The organism is Lysinibacillus mangiferihumi, from assembly GCF_003049665.1.
GTDB classification, from domain to species: Bacteria; Bacillota; Bacilli; order Bacillales_A; family Planococcaceae; genus Lysinibacillus; species Lysinibacillus mangiferihumi.
The window spans coordinates 49,861-68,603 of the sequence record NZ_PYWM01000014.1; the positions used below are offsets into that span (position 1 = coordinate 49,861).

At 38.0% G+C, this 18,743-nt stretch carries 22 protein-coding genes; 20 read left to right on the top strand and 2 right to left on the bottom strand.

Annotation, left to right across the window (positions count from 1 at the left end; translation table 11 throughout):
- Positions 1–45: 45 nt before the first annotated feature.
- The gene (locus C9J37_RS14160) at positions 46–1,740 is read right to left on the bottom strand and encodes a methyl-accepting chemotaxis protein (protein WP_107895860.1); all 1,695 of its coding nucleotides are present in this window, start codon (positions 1,738–1,740) and stop codon (positions 46–48) included.
- Positions 1,741–2,058: 318 nt separating this feature from the next.
- Here C9J37_RS14160 and C9J37_RS14165 point away from each other — a divergent pair, with 318 nt between their 5' ends.
- The 7 genes from C9J37_RS14165 to C9J37_RS14195 all read left to right on the top strand — a co-directional run bounded on the left by C9J37_RS14165 (position 2,059) and on the right by C9J37_RS14195 (position 5,904).
- Entirely contained in the window at positions 2,059–2,553 is a 495-nt protein-coding gene (locus C9J37_RS14165) for a DUF1648 domain-containing protein (RefSeq protein WP_107895861.1), read from the top strand.
- A 101-nt stretch (positions 2,554–2,654) separates the two neighbouring features.
- Positions 2,655–3,059, top strand: a complete 405-nt coding sequence (locus tag C9J37_RS14170; RefSeq protein WP_107895862.1) for a GNAT family N-acetyltransferase — start codon at positions 2,655–2,657, stop codon at positions 3,057–3,059.
- Positions 3,060–3,352: 293 nt separating this feature from the next.
- Complete coding sequence (locus tag C9J37_RS14175; RefSeq protein ID WP_235617122.1) at positions 3,353–3,463, top strand: hypothetical protein; 111 nt, start codon at positions 3,353–3,355, stop codon at positions 3,461–3,463.
- Positions 3,464–3,621: 158 nt separating this feature from the next.
- Positions 3,622–4,056 carry a DUF1801 domain-containing protein gene (locus C9J37_RS14180; RefSeq protein WP_167397317.1) on the top strand — a complete coding sequence of 145 codons (435 nt, stop codon included), beginning with the start codon at positions 3,622–3,624 and terminating at the stop codon, positions 4,054–4,056.
- Positions 4,053–4,430, top strand: a complete 378-nt coding sequence (locus C9J37_RS14185) for a VOC family protein (protein WP_107895863.1) — start codon at positions 4,053–4,055, stop codon at positions 4,428–4,430. The genes C9J37_RS14180 and C9J37_RS14185 overlap by 4 nt, the downstream gene beginning before the upstream one ends.
- Before the next feature lie 18 nt (positions 4,431–4,448).
- Positions 4,449–4,901, top strand: coding sequence for a nucleoside deaminase (locus C9J37_RS14190; RefSeq protein WP_024364593.1), 453 nt, complete (start codon positions 4,449–4,451; stop codon positions 4,899–4,901).
- A gap of 22 nt (positions 4,902–4,923) precedes the next feature.
- Positions 4,924–5,904: a GNAT family N-acetyltransferase gene (locus C9J37_RS14195; RefSeq protein ID WP_107895864.1), complete on the top strand. Its 981-nt coding sequence runs from the start codon at positions 4,924–4,926 to the stop codon at positions 5,902–5,904.
- A gap of 75 nt (positions 5,905–5,979) precedes the next feature.
- Here the strand turns inward: C9J37_RS14195 and C9J37_RS14200 are convergent, their stop codons facing one another.
- A complete protein-coding gene (locus C9J37_RS14200) occupies positions 5,980–6,417 on the bottom strand; it encodes an Rrf2 family transcriptional regulator (RefSeq protein ID WP_107895865.1) in 438 nt (145 codons plus the stop codon).
- Between the two features lie 192 nt (positions 6,418–6,609).
- Here C9J37_RS14200 and hmpA point away from each other — a divergent pair, with 192 nt between their 5' ends.
- The 13 genes from hmpA to C9J37_RS14265 all read left to right on the top strand — a co-directional run bounded on the left by hmpA (position 6,610) and on the right by C9J37_RS14265 (position 18,562).
- A complete protein-coding gene (gene hmpA / locus C9J37_RS14205) occupies positions 6,610–7,776 on the top strand; it encodes an NO-inducible flavohemoprotein (RefSeq protein WP_107895866.1) in 1,167 nt (388 codons plus the stop codon).
- Positions 7,777–7,974: 198 nt separating this feature from the next.
- Positions 7,975–8,235, top strand: a complete 261-nt coding sequence (locus C9J37_RS14210) for a metal-sensitive transcriptional regulator (protein WP_024364589.1) — start codon at positions 7,975–7,977, stop codon at positions 8,233–8,235.
- Positions 8,236–8,279: 44 nt separating this feature from the next.
- Positions 8,280–8,621 (top strand): rhodanese-like domain-containing protein, encoded by a 342-nt coding sequence (locus tag C9J37_RS14215; protein WP_024364588.1) that lies wholly within the window; start codon positions 8,280–8,282, stop codon positions 8,619–8,621.
- Positions 8,622–8,633: 12 nt separating this feature from the next.
- On the top strand, positions 8,634–8,930 hold the full coding sequence (locus tag C9J37_RS14220) for a rhodanese-like domain-containing protein (RefSeq protein ID WP_107895867.1): 297 nt from the start codon (positions 8,634–8,636) through the stop codon (positions 8,928–8,930).
- Between the two features lie 77 nt (positions 8,931–9,007).
- The gene (locus tag C9J37_RS14225; RefSeq protein WP_107895868.1) at positions 9,008–9,562 is read left to right on the top strand and encodes a sulfurtransferase TusA family protein; all 555 of its coding nucleotides are present in this window, start codon (positions 9,008–9,010) and stop codon (positions 9,560–9,562) included.
- Between the two features lie 16 nt (positions 9,563–9,578).
- Positions 9,579–9,974, top strand: coding sequence for a DsrE/DsrF/DrsH-like family protein (locus tag C9J37_RS14230; protein WP_107895869.1), 396 nt, complete (start codon positions 9,579–9,581; stop codon positions 9,972–9,974).
- Between the two features lie 159 nt (positions 9,975–10,133).
- Positions 10,134–11,261, top strand: a complete 1,128-nt coding sequence (locus C9J37_RS14235) for an MBL fold metallo-hydrolase (RefSeq protein ID WP_107895870.1) — start codon at positions 10,134–10,136, stop codon at positions 11,259–11,261.
- 47 nt (positions 11,262–11,308) lie between these two features.
- Positions 11,309–11,536 (top strand): sulfurtransferase TusA family protein, encoded by a 228-nt coding sequence (locus C9J37_RS14240; RefSeq protein ID WP_107895871.1) that lies wholly within the window; start codon positions 11,309–11,311, stop codon positions 11,534–11,536.
- A gap of 144 nt (positions 11,537–11,680) precedes the next feature.
- Positions 11,681–12,457, top strand: a complete 777-nt coding sequence (locus tag C9J37_RS14245) for a sulfite exporter TauE/SafE family protein (RefSeq protein WP_107895872.1) — start codon at positions 11,681–11,683, stop codon at positions 12,455–12,457.
- A gap of 10 nt (positions 12,458–12,467) precedes the next feature.
- A complete protein-coding gene (locus C9J37_RS14250) occupies positions 12,468–13,175 on the top strand; it encodes a DsbA family oxidoreductase (RefSeq protein ID WP_107895873.1) in 708 nt (235 codons plus the stop codon).
- 716 nt (positions 13,176–13,891) lie between these two features.
- The gene (locus C9J37_RS14255; RefSeq protein ID WP_107895874.1) at positions 13,892–14,842 is read left to right on the top strand and encodes a c-type cytochrome; all 951 of its coding nucleotides are present in this window, start codon (positions 13,892–13,894) and stop codon (positions 14,840–14,842) included.
- Between the two features lie 283 nt (positions 14,843–15,125).
- On the top strand, positions 15,126–17,111 hold the full coding sequence (locus tag C9J37_RS14260) for an ABC1 kinase family protein (RefSeq protein ID WP_024364579.1): 1,986 nt from the start codon (positions 15,126–15,128) through the stop codon (positions 17,109–17,111).
- Between the two features lie 323 nt (positions 17,112–17,434).
- Positions 17,435–18,562, top strand: coding sequence for a C40 family peptidase (locus C9J37_RS14265; protein ID WP_069508036.1), 1,128 nt, complete (start codon positions 17,435–17,437; stop codon positions 18,560–18,562).
- Positions 18,563–18,743 lie beyond the last annotated feature (181 nt).

Sequence of the window (18,743 nt, forward strand, 5' to 3'; positions counted from 1 at the left end):
CAGTTGCGGCTTATTGTGTGGGTGCCAGTCACCCACACAATTTTGCTATTGAACTTTAAATTTTGAAACTTGTGATTGTAATTCTTCTGCCATTGTCGATAAAGTAGCGGCAGAAGCTGCAACCTCTTCGATTGTTGCGAGTTGTTCTTCTGAAGCAGAAGCAACATTTTGCAGGTTCGAAGATGCCGTTTGGGCAATTGTCGCAATGTCATCAAAGGATGCGTAAATTTGTTCAGCACTTGAGGACATTTCCTCTGAAACAGTTGTTGCTTCTTGTATTTGTTTGGAAACTTGCTCAATAAGGTCAACGATTTTTGAAAAGCCTTCCTCTGCCACTTTAACAACCTTCATCCCAACTTGAACTTCTTGTGTACCAGTATCCATCACAGTGACAGCACGATTTGTTTCCTGTTGAATTTCAGAAATTAAACCGGCAATCTGTTCAGCAGAGTTCTTCGATTGCTCAGCTAATTTTTTTACTTCATCGGCAACAACTGCAAAGCCGCGACCATGATCGCCAGCTCGAGCTGCTTCAATAGCAGCATTCAGCGCTAGTAAATTAGTTTGCTCAGCGATATCAGTAATAATGCTAATGATGTTGCCAATCTCTACAGAATGATTTCCTAGTTTTTTGACAACAGTTGCAGATTCCAAGACAGCTGTATTAATTGTATCCATTTGTGAAATAACGCGCTGAAGCGAATCATTTCCTTTGTTTGCCTCAGTATTGGTTTCAATAGCCAATTCAGAAACAGCAGCAGTTGTCGATGCTAGTTGTTGAATGCCATTCGTCATGTTTTTCATAGCTTGCGAGCTTTCAGTTGCATTTTTTCCTTGGGCTTCAGAGCCACTTGCCACTTCTTGCATAGCAGAAGTAATTTGTTCAGTCGCTTGAATAGTTTGATCTGCGCTAGCTGTTAATTCAGCCGCAGAGGCACTTACTTGCACCGTATTTTGACTGACATTGGTAATCAAGTTCTTTAAATTTTGGGCCATTTGATTAAAGGCTAATGCTAAATCACCAACTTCATCACGATTTTTAATGCGAATTTGCTCAGCCGTTAAATCACCTTCAGCAATTTTTTGTGCTGCCTTTGCCATACCTTTAATAGGACGAGAAATAATTGTTCCCATAATCATTGCAATTATCAGACTAATAAGTACGGCAAATATGCCAAGCAAAATCATTTGCACCTTAATGGCATCAATCTCTTTTGAAGTAGCAGCTATTTTTGCTTCTACGGCTTCACTTTGATAATTGGCAAGGTTTTCAACACGCTCATCGAATTGTTTTAAAATAAGACGTCCTTGTGTGCTATCTAATTTTTCATATTGTTCTGTTTCACCAGCATCTTTTAATGAAAACATTCGATCGGCAAATTGCTGAACATTTTGCTCACTTTTATTGACGGCTTCTAACAGTTCAATTGATTTTTTGGATTCTAGTGTAGCCATTAAACTTTCTGATTTTGTTTTAAATTCTTCACGAGCGGATTTATTACCTTCGCGATTTTGTTTATCGCCAAGTAAAAGATAGCCACGCATACTAACTATTTCTTGTTTTGCAAGTACTCTTAGTTCTTGTATACTAATAGACTTTTTAGTTTGTTCTTCGAGTAAATCTTGATAAGTGCCATTTACAGAATTAAGTTGTTTAAAATTTAGCGCAATCGTGCCTATTAAAACTAATATAACTATAAAAAAACCGAGAATTAATTTTTTATAAATCGTAAATCGCATGTTTGAAAAGTCCTTTCCTAGTAATTTTAGTAGAAATGTTACAAAAAGGTGAAATATGTATATATACCATTTATATCAGATTATATGGATTTTAAAAAGCAATATGAGTTTATTCATAGTAAAAAATATGAAATAAAGAGGGAATTAAGTTATAGATTATACTACTTAAAGCGGAGATTTATGTATTATTTTGTGTGAGTAGTGAATGAAAATACAGTGAATGGTATTAAGCTGTAATGTTTTTCATATAAATAATTGAAACTAAAAAGTTGAAACAACCGTATACATACCATAAACGTTAACCAAGGATGTGGGACAATGTATCGACCAATCTTAACATTACCAAAAACAAAGGTTGAAAAATTTTTGGACGTTATTGGTAGCGGGTTATTTACTGTATCCATCTTATTTATTATTTTACAATGGGGTAATTTACCAGAAGAAATACCTGCACATTTTAATGCTAAGGGCGAGGTGGACCGATGGGGTTCGAAAATAGAAGTATTAATTTTACCAGGTATCGGAATTTTTATGTGGATATTTTTAGGGCTTCTCGAGAAAGCACCACATATGCATAATTATCCAGCACGATTAAATGAGCGCAACGTTGAGGCATTTTATTTAAATAGTCGTAAATTATGCAATGAAGTAAAAAACTTTTGTTTAATTTTATTTGCAATCATTTCTTGTGAAATAGTACTTGTTGCATTAGGAAAGATCGAAGGATTAGGCTGGTGGTTCTTGCCAGTGGTGCTAATTGGTACAGGTATCCCAATTTTGAAAGGTCTAATTGCTTCTTCAAAGATTAAATAAATAGTGCACGAATTAATTATAAATATGGGAGGTAATAGCTTGTTACTGTTCTATTGATTTTTTGCAGCTATCTAATAGTAAAAATATTAGGAGTTGAGAAAATGATTTATAAGAATTCACTCAAAGGTATATCTGCAAATATGTTAAATGGTTTTTTTGTAGACTGGCCGAATCCACCTAATCCCCAAACACATTTACGATTGTTGCAGAATAGCAGCAAAATAGTTTTGGCAATTGATGAGCATACAAATGAAGTAATAGGGTTTATTACGGCGATAAGTGATGGTGTATTATCTGCCTATGTTCCATTATTGGAAGTATTACCTCCATACAAAAATAAAGGTATAGGCAAGGAATTAGTAAGTCGAATGCTAAAAGAACTGGATGAGATTTATATGATTGATTTATGCTGTGATGATGACCTTGTACCTTACTATGAAAAATTTGGGATGATGAAAACGAACGGTATGGTTTATAGGAACTATGCAATGCAAGCAGGAAGATAAAAAAAGAAAGAACAAAGCGCTTGGGGAATTGATCCAAGCGTTTTTTTGTATATATTTTGGACAATAGGAGTTAATTTAAATACTTTGTGATAAATTTAGGGTCAATAAAGGCTTATGTCATTGGATGAGTCATTTTCTATTGTCAGCATTAAAAAAAGACAGCAAGTAGCTAATGTGTAAGCTACTATGAATGTATGGTTCCTTTATTGCGCGCTATACTGATAGAAAATCCAAATGATGTTGCTGTTTAAGACGCGCTAACGTCAGGATATCAAAAAGATTGGGCACGATATATTTATAGTGCGAAAAAGCAAGAGACACAGCTAGCTCGTTTAGCGGAGATGCATGAAATCACAAGGGCTAGTTTTAAGATGAAAGAACACAACCGAAAGGCAAAGGGTTGAGCAGAAGGTTCTCGGGGTAAAAGCTATATGCTGTAAAACTTTTGTCGATTGTTGTAGCAATGACACTGTCACTATTGCCAACTAATAAGCTTCATACTACTATTAAGGAATATTTTTAATTCTTCTAGAAGCAAAATATTGAAAAGTGGGGGAATTTCATGCATGCATATATCGAACAAGTAGATGAAAAATGGCGAGATAGCTTTGCAAAGCTTGCGGACGTAGTAGCAACGAATATTCCTGATGGCTTTGAACAAACAATGACTTACGACATGATTAGTTATGTAGTGCCGTTATCGTCATATCCTAAAGGTTATCATGTAACAGCTAATACACCACTACCATTTATTAGCTTAGCAGCGCAAAAGCGACATATAGCAGTTTATCATATGGGTATTTATGCAGATAACGCTTTATTATCTTGGTTTCAAGAGGAGTATGCAAAGCGTGTACCAACTAAGCTAAATATGGGGAAAAGCTGTATTCGTTTTACGAGTACAAAAAATATTCCATATGATTTGATTGGAGAACTTGTTTCCAAAATGACCCCTGCACAATGGGTTAATAGATATGAGAGAGAGTTGAATATATGAAAAGTGCTACTACATTTTTAATGTTCCAAGGACAAGCGCATGAAGCTATTCTGCAATATAAGCAATGGTTCCCAGAGTTAACAATTGAAAACTTGACTTATGTGGAGGACACACAACAGATTGCCATGGCTGAAATCGATTTAAAAGGTCTGAAAATTATGATGAATGACAGTTCAATCAAGCATGCTTTTTCTTTTACCCCTGCAATATCCATCTTTTTGGCGTGTGAGACGATAGAAGAAATCGAGAGTTTAGTTGCACAAATAGTGGATGGTGGACAAGCGTTAATGCCGTTAAATAACTATGGGTTCTCTAAGCAGTTTGCTTGGATTCAGGATCGTTTCGGTGTATCGTGGCAACTTACGTATAATTAAATATCAGGGGGAGTATATATGAATCAATGGATGGAGCGAGCAGTGGAGCTTGCTCTTCAAAATATAGCACAGGGCGGTCAGCCATTTGGAGCTGTCTTGGTAAAGGGCGATGAAATCATTGGGGAAGGCGTCAATGAACTGCATTTGCGTCCGGATAGTACAGGTCATGCTGAGCTACTTGCCTTAAGACGTGCACAAGAAAAACTCGGTTCTATCGATTTGCGAGGCACGGTTATGTATGCAAGTGGGGCACCTTGTCCGATGTGCTTCGGTGCAATGGCAATGGCGGGTGTCGACAAGGCTTATTATGCTAATTCACTAGCTGATGCTATGGCAGTTGGTTTAAGTCGCTCAAGCGAGGTTTATGCAGATTTGCAGAAAATTAATGAAGAGCGTGTGTTTCGCATGATTCATATGCCAGTAGAGGATATAGCAAAAAGTCCAATGCATGTTTGGCATAGTAAAACCTAAATACGTAAAAGGAGATAAGAATATGGCAGTAACTTTAGTAAAGCATGACATAAAATATGCTGAAGCAATGCATGCATTGTCTTCAATGCCACAGGTTCGAGATGCGCTTGGGTTACCTGCTGGGAAAGTGGAAGATACCATTAATTTTATCAAACGTGAATGTGTAGACGAGGAAGAAGGAAAAACTGTTCCTCGTGTTGTGCTAAATGAGGAAGGTCGACTCATTGGTGTAACAGCATTGATGTTTATAGACCATATAAATAAGTGTTGTCATATAGGGTCATGGCTAGGATATGAGTTTTGGGGAAAAGGCTACAATGAGGAAGCGAAAAAGGCCATTTTAGAAATTGCTTTTTTTGATTTAGGGCTTGAACGCGTTTTCGCAGGAGCTAGAAAGATCAATATTCGCTCACAAAAGGCACAGGAAAAATTGCCTTTTATTCGTCTAGGCGTAGAAAAAGAGTTTCCGCAGGAACATTCTTGGTTAGAAGTGAAGGAAAAGCAACCTTGCGTATTAAACGTTTTTGAACGTGTGGATTTTGTACGTTATTATACAACAATAGAAAAAGTGGAAGGTAGCCGTGAAAGCTTCTTACCATATTTATTACTAGCGGATGAAAGTGAAATGACCGTTCGCCAATATATGAATGATGGTGAACTTTACACCATTAAATGCGGTGAAAAATTGGCAGGTACAGCCTTGCTTATTCCACAGTCAGACGCAACAATTGAGTTGAAAAATATAGCGGTTGTGGAAACATTTCAGGGCAAAGGCATTGGGAAGGAAGCTTTGAACAAAATTTTTGCTCTTTGTAAAGGACAAGGATATGAAAATATCTTAGTAGGCACAGCAAATTCTAGTATTGACAATATTGCGTTTTATCAAAAATCAGGCTTCCGGATGGACACCATCGAAAAGAATTTTTTCAGTAAGTATCCTGAACCCATTTATGAAAATGGCATACGAGCATTAGATATGATTGTCTTTGCAAAAGCATTATAAGCATTATAAAGGTAATGTCTAGAATAAAGGCTGTTATAAAGAAATACCCGACCAACAATTGTTGAGCGGGTATTTTTATTTACCAGATAACAAGGCCATTAACTTCTCCTTGGAGTGTAAAAAATCGTCAAGAGAATAGCGATCAAGGACAGCTAGATATGCTTGTAATGCCTCATAGAGGACACCTTTTAACTGGCATTCAGGTGCAATTTTACACAAGTTATTTTCTTTGTCGAAACACTCAACAAGATGAAAATCTTCTTCTGTATGGCGTACAATTTCACCAATCGTAATGGACTTTGGATCGATTGCTAAACGGATACCGCCACCTCGACCACGAATCGTTTCGATGTAACCAAGCAGCCCTAATTGGTGTGTCACTTTCATCAAATGGTTTTTTGATATATTATAGGCATCTGAAATTTCTTGAATGGTTGATAGTTGACCGTCTTCCTTCGCACCTAGATAAATGAGTGTTCGAAGGGAGTAATCTGTGTATAAAGTTAATCGCATTGGAACACCCTGCTTTCTGTAATTACTTCAATAATTATAGCATTTTTACCTTAAATTATTGTTAATCATTGCTTTTTTAAAACATGTATTTCAGATACATCAAATATGTCTATTTTGTTAAAGATGTATTTTATATATTGCTTTAATGAAATGTAAGCGTTATATTGTAATCACGAAAGGATGGTATGCGATATGTTAAAACAAGAAACAGTACAAATTATTAAAGCAACAGTACCCGTATTAGAAGTTCATGGGGTAGAAATTACTAAGACGTTTTATAAAAATATGTTTCAAGCTCATCCAGAATTATTGAATATTTTTAACCACACAAACCAAGAAAAAGGCCGTCAACAAACTGCATTAGCAAATACCGTGTATGCAGCAGCAGTTCATATTGAAAATTTAGAAGCTATTTTACCAGCAGTTATGTTAATTGCTCATAAGCATCGTAGTTTAGGAATTTTACCAGAGCATTACCCGATTGTAGGGGAATATCTACTAAAAGCAATTAAAGAAGTGCTTGGTGACGCGGCAACAGATGATATTATTAACGCATGGGCTGAAGCATATGGCGTTATTGCGGATGTTTTCATTCAAGTAGAAGAAGATCTATATCAAAAAGCTGAAAATAATGGTGGATGGCGTTTGTTTAAACCATTGAAAGTAGCTAAAAAAGAAGTTGAAAGTGATCTTGTTACTTCTATTTACTTTGTGAATGAAGATGGATCGCCACTTCCGGCATATGAACCAGGGCAATATATTAGCATTCGTGTCAAAGTACCAGGGGAAGAATATTTATTAAACCGCCAATATACACTTTCTCAAGCGAGTGCTGAGGATGGCTACCGTATTTCAGTAAAACGTGAAAGCGATCATACACCAAATGGCAAAGTATCTAACTTTATTCACGATGTGTTACAAGTTGGAGATTTAGTAGATGTAAGTGTGCCAGCAGGTTTATTTGTATTAGAAGAAACTGCAGCTCCAATTACATTTGTTAGTGGAGGAATCGGCGTAACACCATTAAACAGTATGCTACAATCTTTAAAGGATGATGCATTGAATGAAGTGCATTTTATCCAATGTGCACGTAATGAAAAAGTAGTAGCATTTAGTGATGACATCCAAGCTAAAGTAAATACCCTTCCGAATGCATCCTATACAGCCCTTTATTCGGATGAGGATAAGTTATTGACGAAAGAACTATTGGCTGCACAGATTCCAGATAATACGGACGTTTATATCTGTGGTCCTGTTGGTTTTATGGAGGCAGTTATTAAAAATCTCCATGAAATTGGTATTAAAGATGAAAAAATTCACTATGAATTCTTTGGACCTGCCATGCAATTAGCAAACTAAAATTATAATGAACTCTGTTATAAGCTGCATTTTACGCACTTGTAACAGAGTTTTTTTCATGTCATGCGTTATGAAATCTATATGCAAAGCGCTTTAAGAAAAAAATAGATCTTTCATGTTGACATTATACCTAATGGGGTATATTATAAAACACGTAAGCAAGATGAATCACTTAATTCGAAGGGAGGCGTACACATAATGGCGTACGATGCTAAAACAGCAAATCGTGTAAAACGAATGGAAGGCCAATTGCGTGGGATTTTGCGCATGATGGAAGAAGAACAAAGCTGTAAAGATGTGATTACACAGCTATCCGCCGTGCGTTCTGCAGTTGATCGGACAATAGGTGTTATTGTTAGTGAGAACTTGCTGAATTGTGTTGCGACTGCTGATGGGGATTCAGAGAAAATGAATAGTGCCATCCAAGAAGCGATGGATTTGGTCGTAAAAAGTAGATAAATTTATTATACCCGTAATAGTATATAGATAGGAGGTAGTGATACTTGGAAGCATGGATTATGATCGCTATTGTGATTGGGTTTTTAGTTTGGCGTATGAAGCCAGCAAAAGGAGTGCAGTCCATATCAACAGCTCAATTAAAAAATGTGCTGAATGATAAAGATAAAGTATTCATCGATGTGCGAACGCCAGCTGAATACAAAGGTCGCAACATCCCGCAATTCAAAAATATTCCGTTAGGCTCTAGCTTTGATAAAATACCGAAGGATAAAGAAGTTGTTGTTATTTGTCAGAGTGGTATGCGTAGTAGTCAGGCGTGTAAGCAATTGAAAAAACTAGGATATGAGCGCGTAACTAATGTCCGTGGTGGCATGAGCGCCTATTAGGAGGAAACTATTGTGAAGGAAATCACAGCAAAAGAAGTACAACAAGCTTTAGCAAATGGACAGATGTTAAAAATAATCGACGTTCGTGAAGTAGACGAAGTGCAAGCTGGACATATTCCTGGCGTGATGAATATGCCACTCGGCTTACTTGAGTTTCGCATGCACGAGTTAAATAAAGATGAACCATATATTATCGTTTGTCGATCAGGTGCTCGTAGCGGTCGTGCTACGCAATTTTTAGCAAGTCAAGGCTTCGATGTAACAAATATGGTTGGTGGCATGCTTGCATGGGAAGGCGAAGTACAGTAATAGTCTATAGTGAGGGTATACCCTACTGTATATTTTTTTAGCAAAAATAATACCCTTATAGGTATAAGGAGGAAGTTATGAGTATTAAGGCAGATTTTCAACTAGATGCCAAAGGGCTATCTTGCCCGATGCCAATCGTCAAAACGAAAAAGGCGATGGCTGAATTAGTGGATGGTCAAATTTTAGAAGTTTCAGCTACAGATAAAGGTTCAAAAGCCGATATCGCAGCTTGGGCTGAGTCTGTAGGGCATCAGTATATTGGGACAGTGGAAGAAGATGCTGTGCTTAAGCATTACATTCGTAAATGCGCACAGGAGTCAGCGAATGAAAAAACGTTTGAGTCCACAATTGAGTTGGAGCAAATTGTAGGAAGAGATGGGCTTATCCTCGATGTGCGCGAAGAAGCGGAGTTCGCTTTCGGCCACATTGAAGGGGCGAAGTCCATTCCGATGGGTGAGCTTGAAGGGCGCCTTTCTGAACTCGATAAAGAACGTGAAATTTATGTAATCTGTCGTACAGGCACTCGCAGTGATTTAGCTGCACAAAAGCTTGTGGCAAATGGTTTTACAAAAGTGTATAACGTCTTACCAGGTATGACATCTTGGACGGGCGAATTAATTAAAACTATTTAAATTGGAGGAATTTATTATGTCAAACAAAGTAGCAATTATTGCAAGTAACGGTGGTCTTTTTGATGCGTATAAGGTGTTCAATATCGCAACAGCAGCGGCGGCTTCTGACAAGGAAGTAGCAATCTTTTTCACATTTGAAGGATTAAATTTAATTCATAAGCAAGGCATGAATGCTTTACCAATGCCTGCTGGTGCAGAGCATTTTGCAGAAGGTTTTGCGAAAGCGAATGTACCTGCAATTCCACAATTAGTTGAAATGGCACAAGAATTAGGTGTTAAATTTATTGCGTGTCAAATGACGATGGATGTAATGGGCTTAACAGTAGAAGATTTTGTAGACGGTATTGAGGTTGGAGGAGCTGTAACATTCTTAGAGTTTGCTAAAGATGCAGCGCCATCATTAACGTTCTAATTAGCTGCAACAGATGTCGACGGCTTATCATGAGTGATAACCGAATGCTGAATATATTCAGTAGTAGAATGGATTTTGACTAGAAGATAAAAATAAGCGGAGAGGCATGTCCTTTCCGCTAAAAAAATCAACGAAATAATACCTTGGGGGGTAAACAAAGTGTCAGTATTAAAATGGAGCGCTGCAGAAGTAGCGAGAAAAGTAATCGATAACAAAGAATTATTTATTTTAGATGTACGTAATACAGATGCATTTGAAGATTGGAAAATCGATGGACATAAATTTGAATACCTTAATATTCCGTATTTTGAGCTATTAGATGGTGTCGAAGAAATTTTACCTAAAATCCCTACGGACAAAGATGTTTTAGTCGTTTGTGCAAAAGAAGGATCTTCAATGATGGTGGCAGAGATGCTATCAGATGCTGGACGTACTGTTGCCTATTTAGAGGGTGGTATGAAGACGTGGAGTGAATATTTAGAACCGATTAAAGTAGGCGATTTAACAGGTGGTGGTGAGCTTTACCAATTCGTTCGTTTAGGTAAAGGCTGTCTATCTTATATGGTTATTTCTGAAGGCGAAGCGGCAATTATTGACGCAGTACGCTTCACGGATGTATTTACAAACTTTGCAAAAGAGAAAAATGTTCAAATTAAGCACATTTTTGATACACATTTGCATGCGGATCATATCTCAGGTGGACGCCATATTGCAGCACAAACAGGTGCAACATATTATTTACCACCGAAAGATGCAGAAGAGGTTGTATTTGATTATACGCCATTAGTAGATGGCAATGTGGTACAAATTGGTGCTTCGAAAATTGATGTAGGTGCACTTTATTCACCAGGTCATACAATTGGCTCGACGTCGTTTGTTGTAGATAACAAATATTTATTAACAGGGGATATCTTATTTATTGATTCCATTGGTCGTCCTGATTTAGCGGGACTTGCAGAGGACTGGGTTGGCGATTTACGTGAAACACTTTATAAACGCTACCGTGAATTATCTGATGATTTAGTTGTTCTACCTGCACATTTTATGATTATTGATGAGTTAAATGAAGATGGTACTGTGGCAAAACGTTTAGGAGAGTTATTTGCTGAAAATCATGGCTTAAATATTGAGGATGATGAAACATTCCGCAGTATTGTAACAGATAACTTACCACCACAACCAAATGCATATCAAGAAATTCGTCAAGTGAACATGGGGAAAATAACGCCAGCTATAGAGGAACAAACTGAAATGGAGATTGGCCCGAACCGCTGTGCAGTAAGATAAGTGCCAGTCACCCAAACAATTTACAAACAATTTAAAAGGAGATTAACATGAACTCAAATTTACAATTAGATGCAAAAGGTTTATCTTGTCCAATGCCTATCGTGAAAACGAAAAAGGCGATGGATACACTAGCTACAGGTGAGATTTTGGAAGTACAAGTAACTGATAAAGGGGCTTTAGCGGATATCCCTGCATGGGCAAATGCAGGTGGTCACACGATTTTAGATAAATCGGAAGACGCGGGCGTCATTACATTCTTTATTCAAAAAGCGTAATAGGGTGGGTGAGTGTTCAAGCGAGGACACTCACCTTTCAACTTCATTCTACAATGCATTTTGCCGAATGCGGTAATAGCTTTGGTGAACTTAGCTTTTGCGTTAAGGAACAAGGTGTAAACGACTTGAAAGAAGGAAAAATAGATGGATATAACATGGGTTATTACGATATTTTTAATCGGCTTTGTAGGATCTTATATTTCAGGTATGCTTGGTATTGGAGGCTCGATTATTAAATATCCAATGCTATTATATATTCCACCTTTACTAGGATTTACTGCATTCACAGCACATGAAGTATCAGGTATTAGTGCTGTACAAGTGTTTTTCGCTTCGATTGCAGGGGTATGGGCATATCGTAAAGGTGGCTATCTAAACAAATCACTGATTATTTATATGGGTGGGGCAATTTTAGCAGGTAGCTTTGTCGGTAGCTTTGGTTCCCAATATTTATCGGAGGCAGGCGTTAATATAGTTTATGGGATTTTGGCGCTTATAGCGGCAATTATGATGTTTATTCCTAAAAAGCAAATTGACGATAAGCCAATGAATGATGTTACTTTTAATAAGCCCGTAGCGGTAATTTTAGCATTCATCGTTGGTATTGGTTCTGGTATCGTAGGAGCAGCAGGTGGTTTCCTACTTGTACCGATTATGCTTGTTGTACTAAGAATTCCAACGCGTATGACGATTGCTACAAGTTTAGCCATTACTTTTATCTCTTCCATTGGGGGAACAATAGGAAAGCTAATGACGGGGCAAGTTGATTATTATCCAGCAGCCATCATGATTGTGGCAAGTTTAATAGCAGCGCCATTAGGAGCAAAAGCAGGGAAAAGTATGAATACGAAAGTATTACAAGGGATATTAGCTGTCTTGATTTTAGCAACGGCTATTAAAATTTGGATGGATATTTTATAGGAGGATAACAATGAAAATAGAAGTGTTTTCAGACTTCTCATGCCCATTTTGCTATATAGGGAAGAGAGAGTTAGAGCGAGCAATAAAAGAGGCTGGATATACTGATCAAGTAGAGATAGAGTACAAATCCTATCAAATTGATCCTGATGCACCAAAAGAGCTTGGGCAAAGTTTTTATGAACATTTGATGGCTCAGCAAAACGTAACACGTCAAGAAGCTGAACAAATGACGGTTGGTATTACAGAACGAGCGAAAGAAGTTGGCCTCACATATCAATTTGCTGAGATGAAAAAAGTGCATACGGAGAAAGCCCACCGCTTGGCAAAATGGACGAAGCAATTTGGGAAAGAAGCCGCTTATATAGAAGCGTTAATGGCTGCCTACTTAATGGAGGGTCAAGATTTAAATGATGATGCCATGTTGCTAGCGGTTATTAAAGAGCTGAGCTTAGATGTTGCCGAAGCACAACAAGTACTGAATACAAGTGAAGCTTTTAAGGAAGAATTAGATAAAGATCGCTACGATGCACAACAGATTGGGGTACAAAGCGTACCATTCTTTGTTTTTGAAAATCGTTACGGTATTAAAGGTGCTGAGCCGAATGAAGTATTCGTACGTACATTGCATCAAGCTGCGGAAATTGCAGGTATTAAACCTACTTTAAATATGGTTGGTAATGGCGATGCTTCTTGTGCGGATGGTGCATGTAAATTATAAGTGCATCATCATACGCTGTTGCACAAAAGTGAAAAAGTGTTAGATTGACTGAGGTCAATCTAACACTTTTTTGCTATGTCGTTGTTGTCCGCTTCGGCGGTGCTTTCCGCTTAGCACAGTAAGCCGCAACCCTCGCTAACGCGCAGGTTAGTTGCGTCTTACGCTGTGTGCGTTCCCGCTGGAGTCACCGCCTTCGCTACCAACAACTAGTGAACCCTTCTAATTTTTTATTTATTGCAAAAGCAAGAATAGCTAAGTACTCCATATAGCAAAAATTTATGGACACCTTTCCTCTGTTCCTTAAATTTTTTTAGTTATGTCCCATCCTCTTTTTTTGCTATGTCGTTGTTGTCCGCTTCGGCGGTGCTTTCCGCTTAGCACAGTAAGCCGCAACCCTCTGCTTGCGCATGGAAAGCTTGCGCCATACGTTTTAGGCGTTCTGAGCAGGAGTCGCCACTGAACGCTAGCATTATTCCTCGCGAACAATATGCCACAAAGCAAGCCGTTGGTTTTTGTCCAATAGTGTTAGCAGATAAAAGTTGAAACTACAAGGGGTATTAAGCATTGTTTCTGTTGTTATAGTACAAATGTTTATGTATATTAATTCCATTTTTATCGGCTTTATGGTTCTAAAATTGCGAAGTGTGAGAAAAATCACATCCTGCCATAAATTATCTTGCTAGAATAAAATTAACATACAAAGGGGGGTATTAGTGATGAAGAAAATGACAACTGGTATAGCAGGAACAATCTTAATAGCTGCTACTCTTTTTGTTGGAGCAGCCATTAGTGACAAAATATTAGGTGACGCCAATGGTGAGACGAACGAAGCGGCGGTTAAAACACAAATACCAACGACGGCAAATTCACAAAAAGTCGTCTACGCTCCACCAAGTATCGAAGAAGTACCGGATGGACCGATGAAAGAAGCGATTTTATATGGTTATGAACTGGTAAATAATACGCATGTTGCGGCAGATGAATACGTAGGAAATCAGCTATCTTGCACAAGCTGTCATGCAGGTGCAGGGTATGATGAACAAGCTTCTTCTCTAGTTGGTGTCACAGCTAACTATCCACAATATATTGCTCGTTCTGGAGGCATTGTAACGATTGAAGAGCGAATTAATGGCTGTATGGTGCGAAGTATGAACGGTAAAAAATTTGACATGAATAGTGACGAGCTTGAAGCGATGGTAGCTTACTTTGCTTATATTTCACAAGGCGTGCCGATTGGTGCAGAGCGTGAATGGGCTGGCACAAGTAATATGAAAAGCGTCCCTATTCCAGATGTAGCACATGGTGAAGAACTTTATGCGCAATCTTGTATTGCTTGTCACGCTGCTGATGGTTCAGGAACGGGTGCTACTACAGGTCCTGCATTGTGGGGCGAAAATTCCTTTAATGATGGAGCGGGCATGGCACGTATGTCTAAAATGGCTGGCTACATTCAAAACAATATGCCAGTTGGAGCGGGTGGTACGTTATCAGATCAAGATGCTGCTGATTTAGCTGCTTACATTTTATCGCAAGATCGTCCAGAGTGGGCCAACCACGATAAAGACTGGCCTAAAGGTGGTCGTCCTAACGATTTAATGAACAAAGAGAAACGCGAACAAGTGAAAAATGGCACAATTGATTGGGAGCAAGTGCTCTCTACGAACTAACAAGTGCCAGTCACTCAAACAATTCTGAAATTTAAAAATCCACGAAGATTTCTTTGGGAGGGCACAAGTTGTTGTGTCTTACAATGTACCCATGGAAAGCGGAGTGGATTTTTTCGCTGTAGGAGAGTACATACTAGATAAAAGGTGCTAATGGAATGACTTGAACTGATGAAGATATGTTTCTGTAAAACCTCTTGTTGTCGTTAGTGGCTAGTAAAGGAAAGTTCGTTCATGAATTTGTTATACTAGCAGTATTAGGAAAAACAGCGGGAGGTGGCACTTGTTGGTTTATTTGAAGTTACTAATTCAAATTATTTTTGTTGCAGGAATTATTTATTTTGTTAGCGGACGGTTAATAGGTTCTAATATAAATTTTGTACGCAGAGTGCTCTCTGTTGTTATTAGTGTTACGCTTACGTCCTTTGTATATTGGTATTCCTACTTACGCCATCGAGATTTTTTATCGGAAACGATGATGCAAACCGTTACGGAAGTAAGCACCCTTATTTGGATAGGTAGTATGCTCCTTATCTCCATGCTGCTCTACCTCGTTTTCGAACTTTTTGATCCGATTGGTATTAAAGGTGGAGAGCGCCGTCATGGGCAAAAATCAATTTTATTGAGATTGCGTAGCTACTGGCGTCAGCAGAAGCGATTACGTCAGGTGTTAAAAATTGCAGTGACGAATGGGATTGTTCAAACGATTAAATATGCTAGGCAACGAGAAAATGAAAAGGAGCTTGCCATTGCCTTAAGAACAACGTTAGAGCAATGCGGCGGGATTTTCGTCAAATTCGGGCAAGTACTATCTACGCGTAAAGAATTATTTTCTCCAATTATCATTGATGAGCTAGAACATCTACAGCAAAGTGTAAAACCTTTGCCGCATGAGCAGGTGACAAAGATTTTAGAAACTTCCTTACCAAGGTCAGTAGATGATGTCTTTATTCACTTTCAAATGGAGCCATTAGCAGCAGCCTCTATTGGACAAGTACATAAGGCACGACTGAAAAATTACGAAGAAGTTGTGGTGAAGCTACTGCGTCCTGAGGTAAAGGGCATTATGCGTGATGACCTTGATATTTTAGAGGAATTTGCCAATTGGTTTTCCAACAAATCTACTTGGGCGGAGTCGTTAGGCTTCCGGGAATTAGCTGGTGGATTTGCTGATGGGTTAAGGGAAGAAATTCATTTAGATATCGAGGTACGTAATACACTACAGGTAACAAATGCTCTTGCTAAAAGCGATTATAAAGTGCGCATCCCAAAAATATATACAGAGTTTTGTGATGAAGACATTATTGTTATGGAATACGTTCGTGGTAAAAGTGTGGCGGAAGGGGCATCTGAATTTCGACGACTAAACATTGATCGTAGCCAATTTGCACGAACAATTTTGTATTCCTTTTTTGAACAAATGTTATTTTCAGGGATATTTCATGCCGATCCACATCCAGGGAACGTTTATATTGATGAGACCGATGGAGTCCCAATTCTGCTAGACTTCGGAGCGGTTGGACGTCTAGGTGCTACTCAGCAAGAAGGGTTAAAGCTATTTTTACTAGGTATTCAACAAAATGATTCAGGTATTTTATATGATGGCTTAATGCTACTCGTAGAAAATAAAGAACATGCGGAACGTGCTAGGGTGGAGCAGGCTATGGATCAAATATTGCTGAAAATATCCTATGTTGATCGTATCCCAACCGAAGAGCTAATTCATTCATTATTTACAGTAGTACGGGATTTTGGTCTTGCGTTTTATCCTTCTGTTGGTTTGGCGCTTCGATCATTAGTAACACTAGATGGAACATTGCGTGTAATTGATTCGCAATTTGATATTTTTACAGAAGCGAAGGATTTTTCGGCATCTTATATGCGAGCTGCATTTTTAAGACCGTTTAAAGAACCGTTAGAAACAAAAGAGCGTATACAGGAAGAACTGTCGATGTTAATACCTACTTTACGAAAAATGCCAAGGCGGATCGACCAACTGATTCAACGAGTAGAAAGTGGAAAAATTATATTGCATCATGATATTTTTTCAGATGACCACAATGCACGTTTCATTACTCAGCTATTTTCCCGTTTTGTCTTATTACTTGTCGGTATTACATTTGGAATCATTTCTGTTGCGTTGTTAGCCATTTCTCAATTTATACATGAACCATATGCAGTGTATTTGAATACGGCCGCATATCTAGGGTTATTTCTGTGTGCGATATTATTAGTACGGCTGTCCATTCAAGCTTTACGTTCAATGAAATAGTAGGTAGGGGATGATTCTCCTACCTTTTTTATATTACAAAAAGATTACAAAACACCAAGGTGAAATGGACTACTTGTAGATGAAAACGTCATTTTATAGCTACATATAAAGGTTTTGTAGAAAAATGTCGCGTTTTATACAATGTTACAATTATATTTCGAGTTTTACTTTACGATTAAAACGGTGAGAAATAGTATAAAAGTTACTCCATTAATGCTAAACTTTAAAAGGCTAATAAAAACATAAGAACTTAATTTAATCGTTCAAGTATTTACATAAGAAAATAAAGAGCGAAATTGATAGATGAAGGGAAATGAAGATTCATGGGTAAGCGCAATAAATGGCGTAAGTCGATGGTGCTAACATTAGCACTTGCAGGCGGCTTATTATTTAATACAGTACAACCGATTGAAGCACACGCTGAAGAAACGTCTCAGCAAATGATCGAGAAAAAAGCAAAAATCGATGCGGAAGTAAAAAAATTAGAGACAGAATTACAACAGCTACAACAAGAAATCGATGAAAAAGTGAAAGTATTTAACCAAGTACAAGCTGATATCAAAGAAGTAGATGCAGGTATTGTTGAAACGGAAAAACGCATTGAGCAACGTTCAGCTATTTTAAGTGAACGTATGGCGGCTTATCAAGCACAAGATAACACTGTAGGTGTCTATTTAAGCGTTGTGCTAGAAGCAAAGAGTTTTGCAGATTTAATGGACCGTGTCGTAGCGGTTAAAACATTAATGGATGCTGACCAAGAGCTAGTAAATCAACAAGAAGCAGATAAAGCGAAATTAGAACAACAAAAAGCAACATTAGATGAAAAACAAAAAGAGCTTCAAAAACAATTCCAAGAGCTTCAACAAAAGGAAAGCGAAATGGAAGTGAAAAAAGCTGAAAACCAAGCAAAATCACTTGCATTAAAGGCTCAAATTGCAACGAAACAAGAAGAAGAGCGTTTAGAAGCTGAACGTAAGGCTGCTGAAGAAGAAGCGGCTCGTTTACGTGCACTTCAATCAGCTACACCTGTTGTTCAAGTGAACAATAATGGTGGCAAACCACAGTCAATCGTCGTGGGATCTGGTGCTGGTACAGCATCTTCAGGTGGTGCTATTTCAACTGCCAAGCAATTCCTAGGTCGTGCGTATGTTTGGGGTGGTAGTAACCCTACAACAGGCTTTGACTGTTCAGGTCTTGTACAATGGTCTTACAAGCAAGCTGGGGTATCATTACCTCGTACAGCATCACAACAATACTTAGCAACACAACGTATTTCAGCAAGTGAAGCTCGCGTTGGTGATTTAGTATTCTTTAGCTATGGTTCAGGCGTAGCACATGTTGGGATTTACCTTGGTAATAACACAATGATTGATGCGCAAAATAAAGGCGTAGTGATCGAATCACTTGATTGGTGGAACCAATATTTAGTAGGCTTCGGTCGTATTCAATAAGCTTATAAAAGTTAGACGAATGAAATAGCAAAAAAGTTAAATAAAAATATACAATAGCATCTATTATCGAATTATCACGATAATAGATGCTATTTTTATTTGCAGTTAAGTCCTTTTAGTGATTTAAAATCGATTGATAATGAAAATAGTAATAGTTATTCCCTATGGAAATAATGCTAAA

Bases quoted from the DNA above. Each gene is read 5' to 3' on its own strand.
- C9J37_RS14195 (WP_107895864.1), top strand. From the start codon at position 4,924: ATGGCAGTAACTTTAGTAAAGCATGACATAAAATATGCTGAAGCAATG.
- C9J37_RS14265 (WP_069508036.1), top strand. From the start codon at position 17,435: ATGGGTAAGCGCAATAAATGGCGTAAGTCGATGGTGCTAACATTAGCA.
- C9J37_RS14240 (WP_107895871.1), top strand. From the start codon at position 11,309: ATGAACTCAAATTTACAATTAGATGCAAAAGGTTTATCTTGTCCAATG.
- C9J37_RS14190 (WP_024364593.1), top strand. From the start codon at position 4,449: ATGAATCAATGGATGGAGCGAGCAGTGGAGCTTGCTCTTCAAAATATA.
- C9J37_RS14170 (WP_107895862.1), top strand. From the start codon at position 2,655: ATGATTTATAAGAATTCACTCAAAGGTATATCTGCAAATATGTTAAAT.
- C9J37_RS14230 (WP_107895869.1), top strand. From the start codon at position 9,579: ATGTCAAACAAAGTAGCAATTATTGCAAGTAACGGTGGTCTTTTTGAT.
- C9J37_RS14165 (WP_107895861.1), top strand. From the start codon at position 2,059: ATGTATCGACCAATCTTAACATTACCAAAAACAAAGGTTGAAAAATTT.
- C9J37_RS14255 (WP_107895874.1), top strand. From the start codon at position 13,892: ATGAAGAAAATGACAACTGGTATAGCAGGAACAATCTTAATAGCTGCT.
- C9J37_RS14180 (WP_167397317.1), top strand. From the start codon at position 3,622: ATGCATGCATATATCGAACAAGTAGATGAAAAATGGCGAGATAGCTTT.
- C9J37_RS14185 (WP_107895863.1), top strand. From the start codon at position 4,053: ATGAAAAGTGCTACTACATTTTTAATGTTCCAAGGACAAGCGCATGAA.
- C9J37_RS14225 (WP_107895868.1), top strand. From the start codon at position 9,008: ATGAGTATTAAGGCAGATTTTCAACTAGATGCCAAAGGGCTATCTTGC.
- C9J37_RS14210 (WP_024364589.1), top strand. From the start codon at position 7,975: ATGGCGTACGATGCTAAAACAGCAAATCGTGTAAAACGAATGGAAGGC.
- C9J37_RS14200 (WP_107895865.1), bottom strand. From the start codon at position 6,417: ATGCGATTAACTTTATACACAGATTACTCCCTTCGAACACTCATTTAT.
- C9J37_RS14250 (WP_107895873.1), top strand. From the start codon at position 12,468: ATGAAAATAGAAGTGTTTTCAGACTTCTCATGCCCATTTTGCTATATA.
- C9J37_RS14245 (WP_107895872.1), top strand. From the start codon at position 11,681: ATGGATATAACATGGGTTATTACGATATTTTTAATCGGCTTTGTAGGA.
- hmpA (WP_107895866.1), top strand. From the start codon at position 6,610: ATGTTAAAACAAGAAACAGTACAAATTATTAAAGCAACAGTACCCGTA.
- C9J37_RS14160 (WP_107895860.1), bottom strand. From the start codon at position 1,740: ATGCGATTTACGATTTATAAAAAATTAATTCTCGGTTTTTTTATAGTT.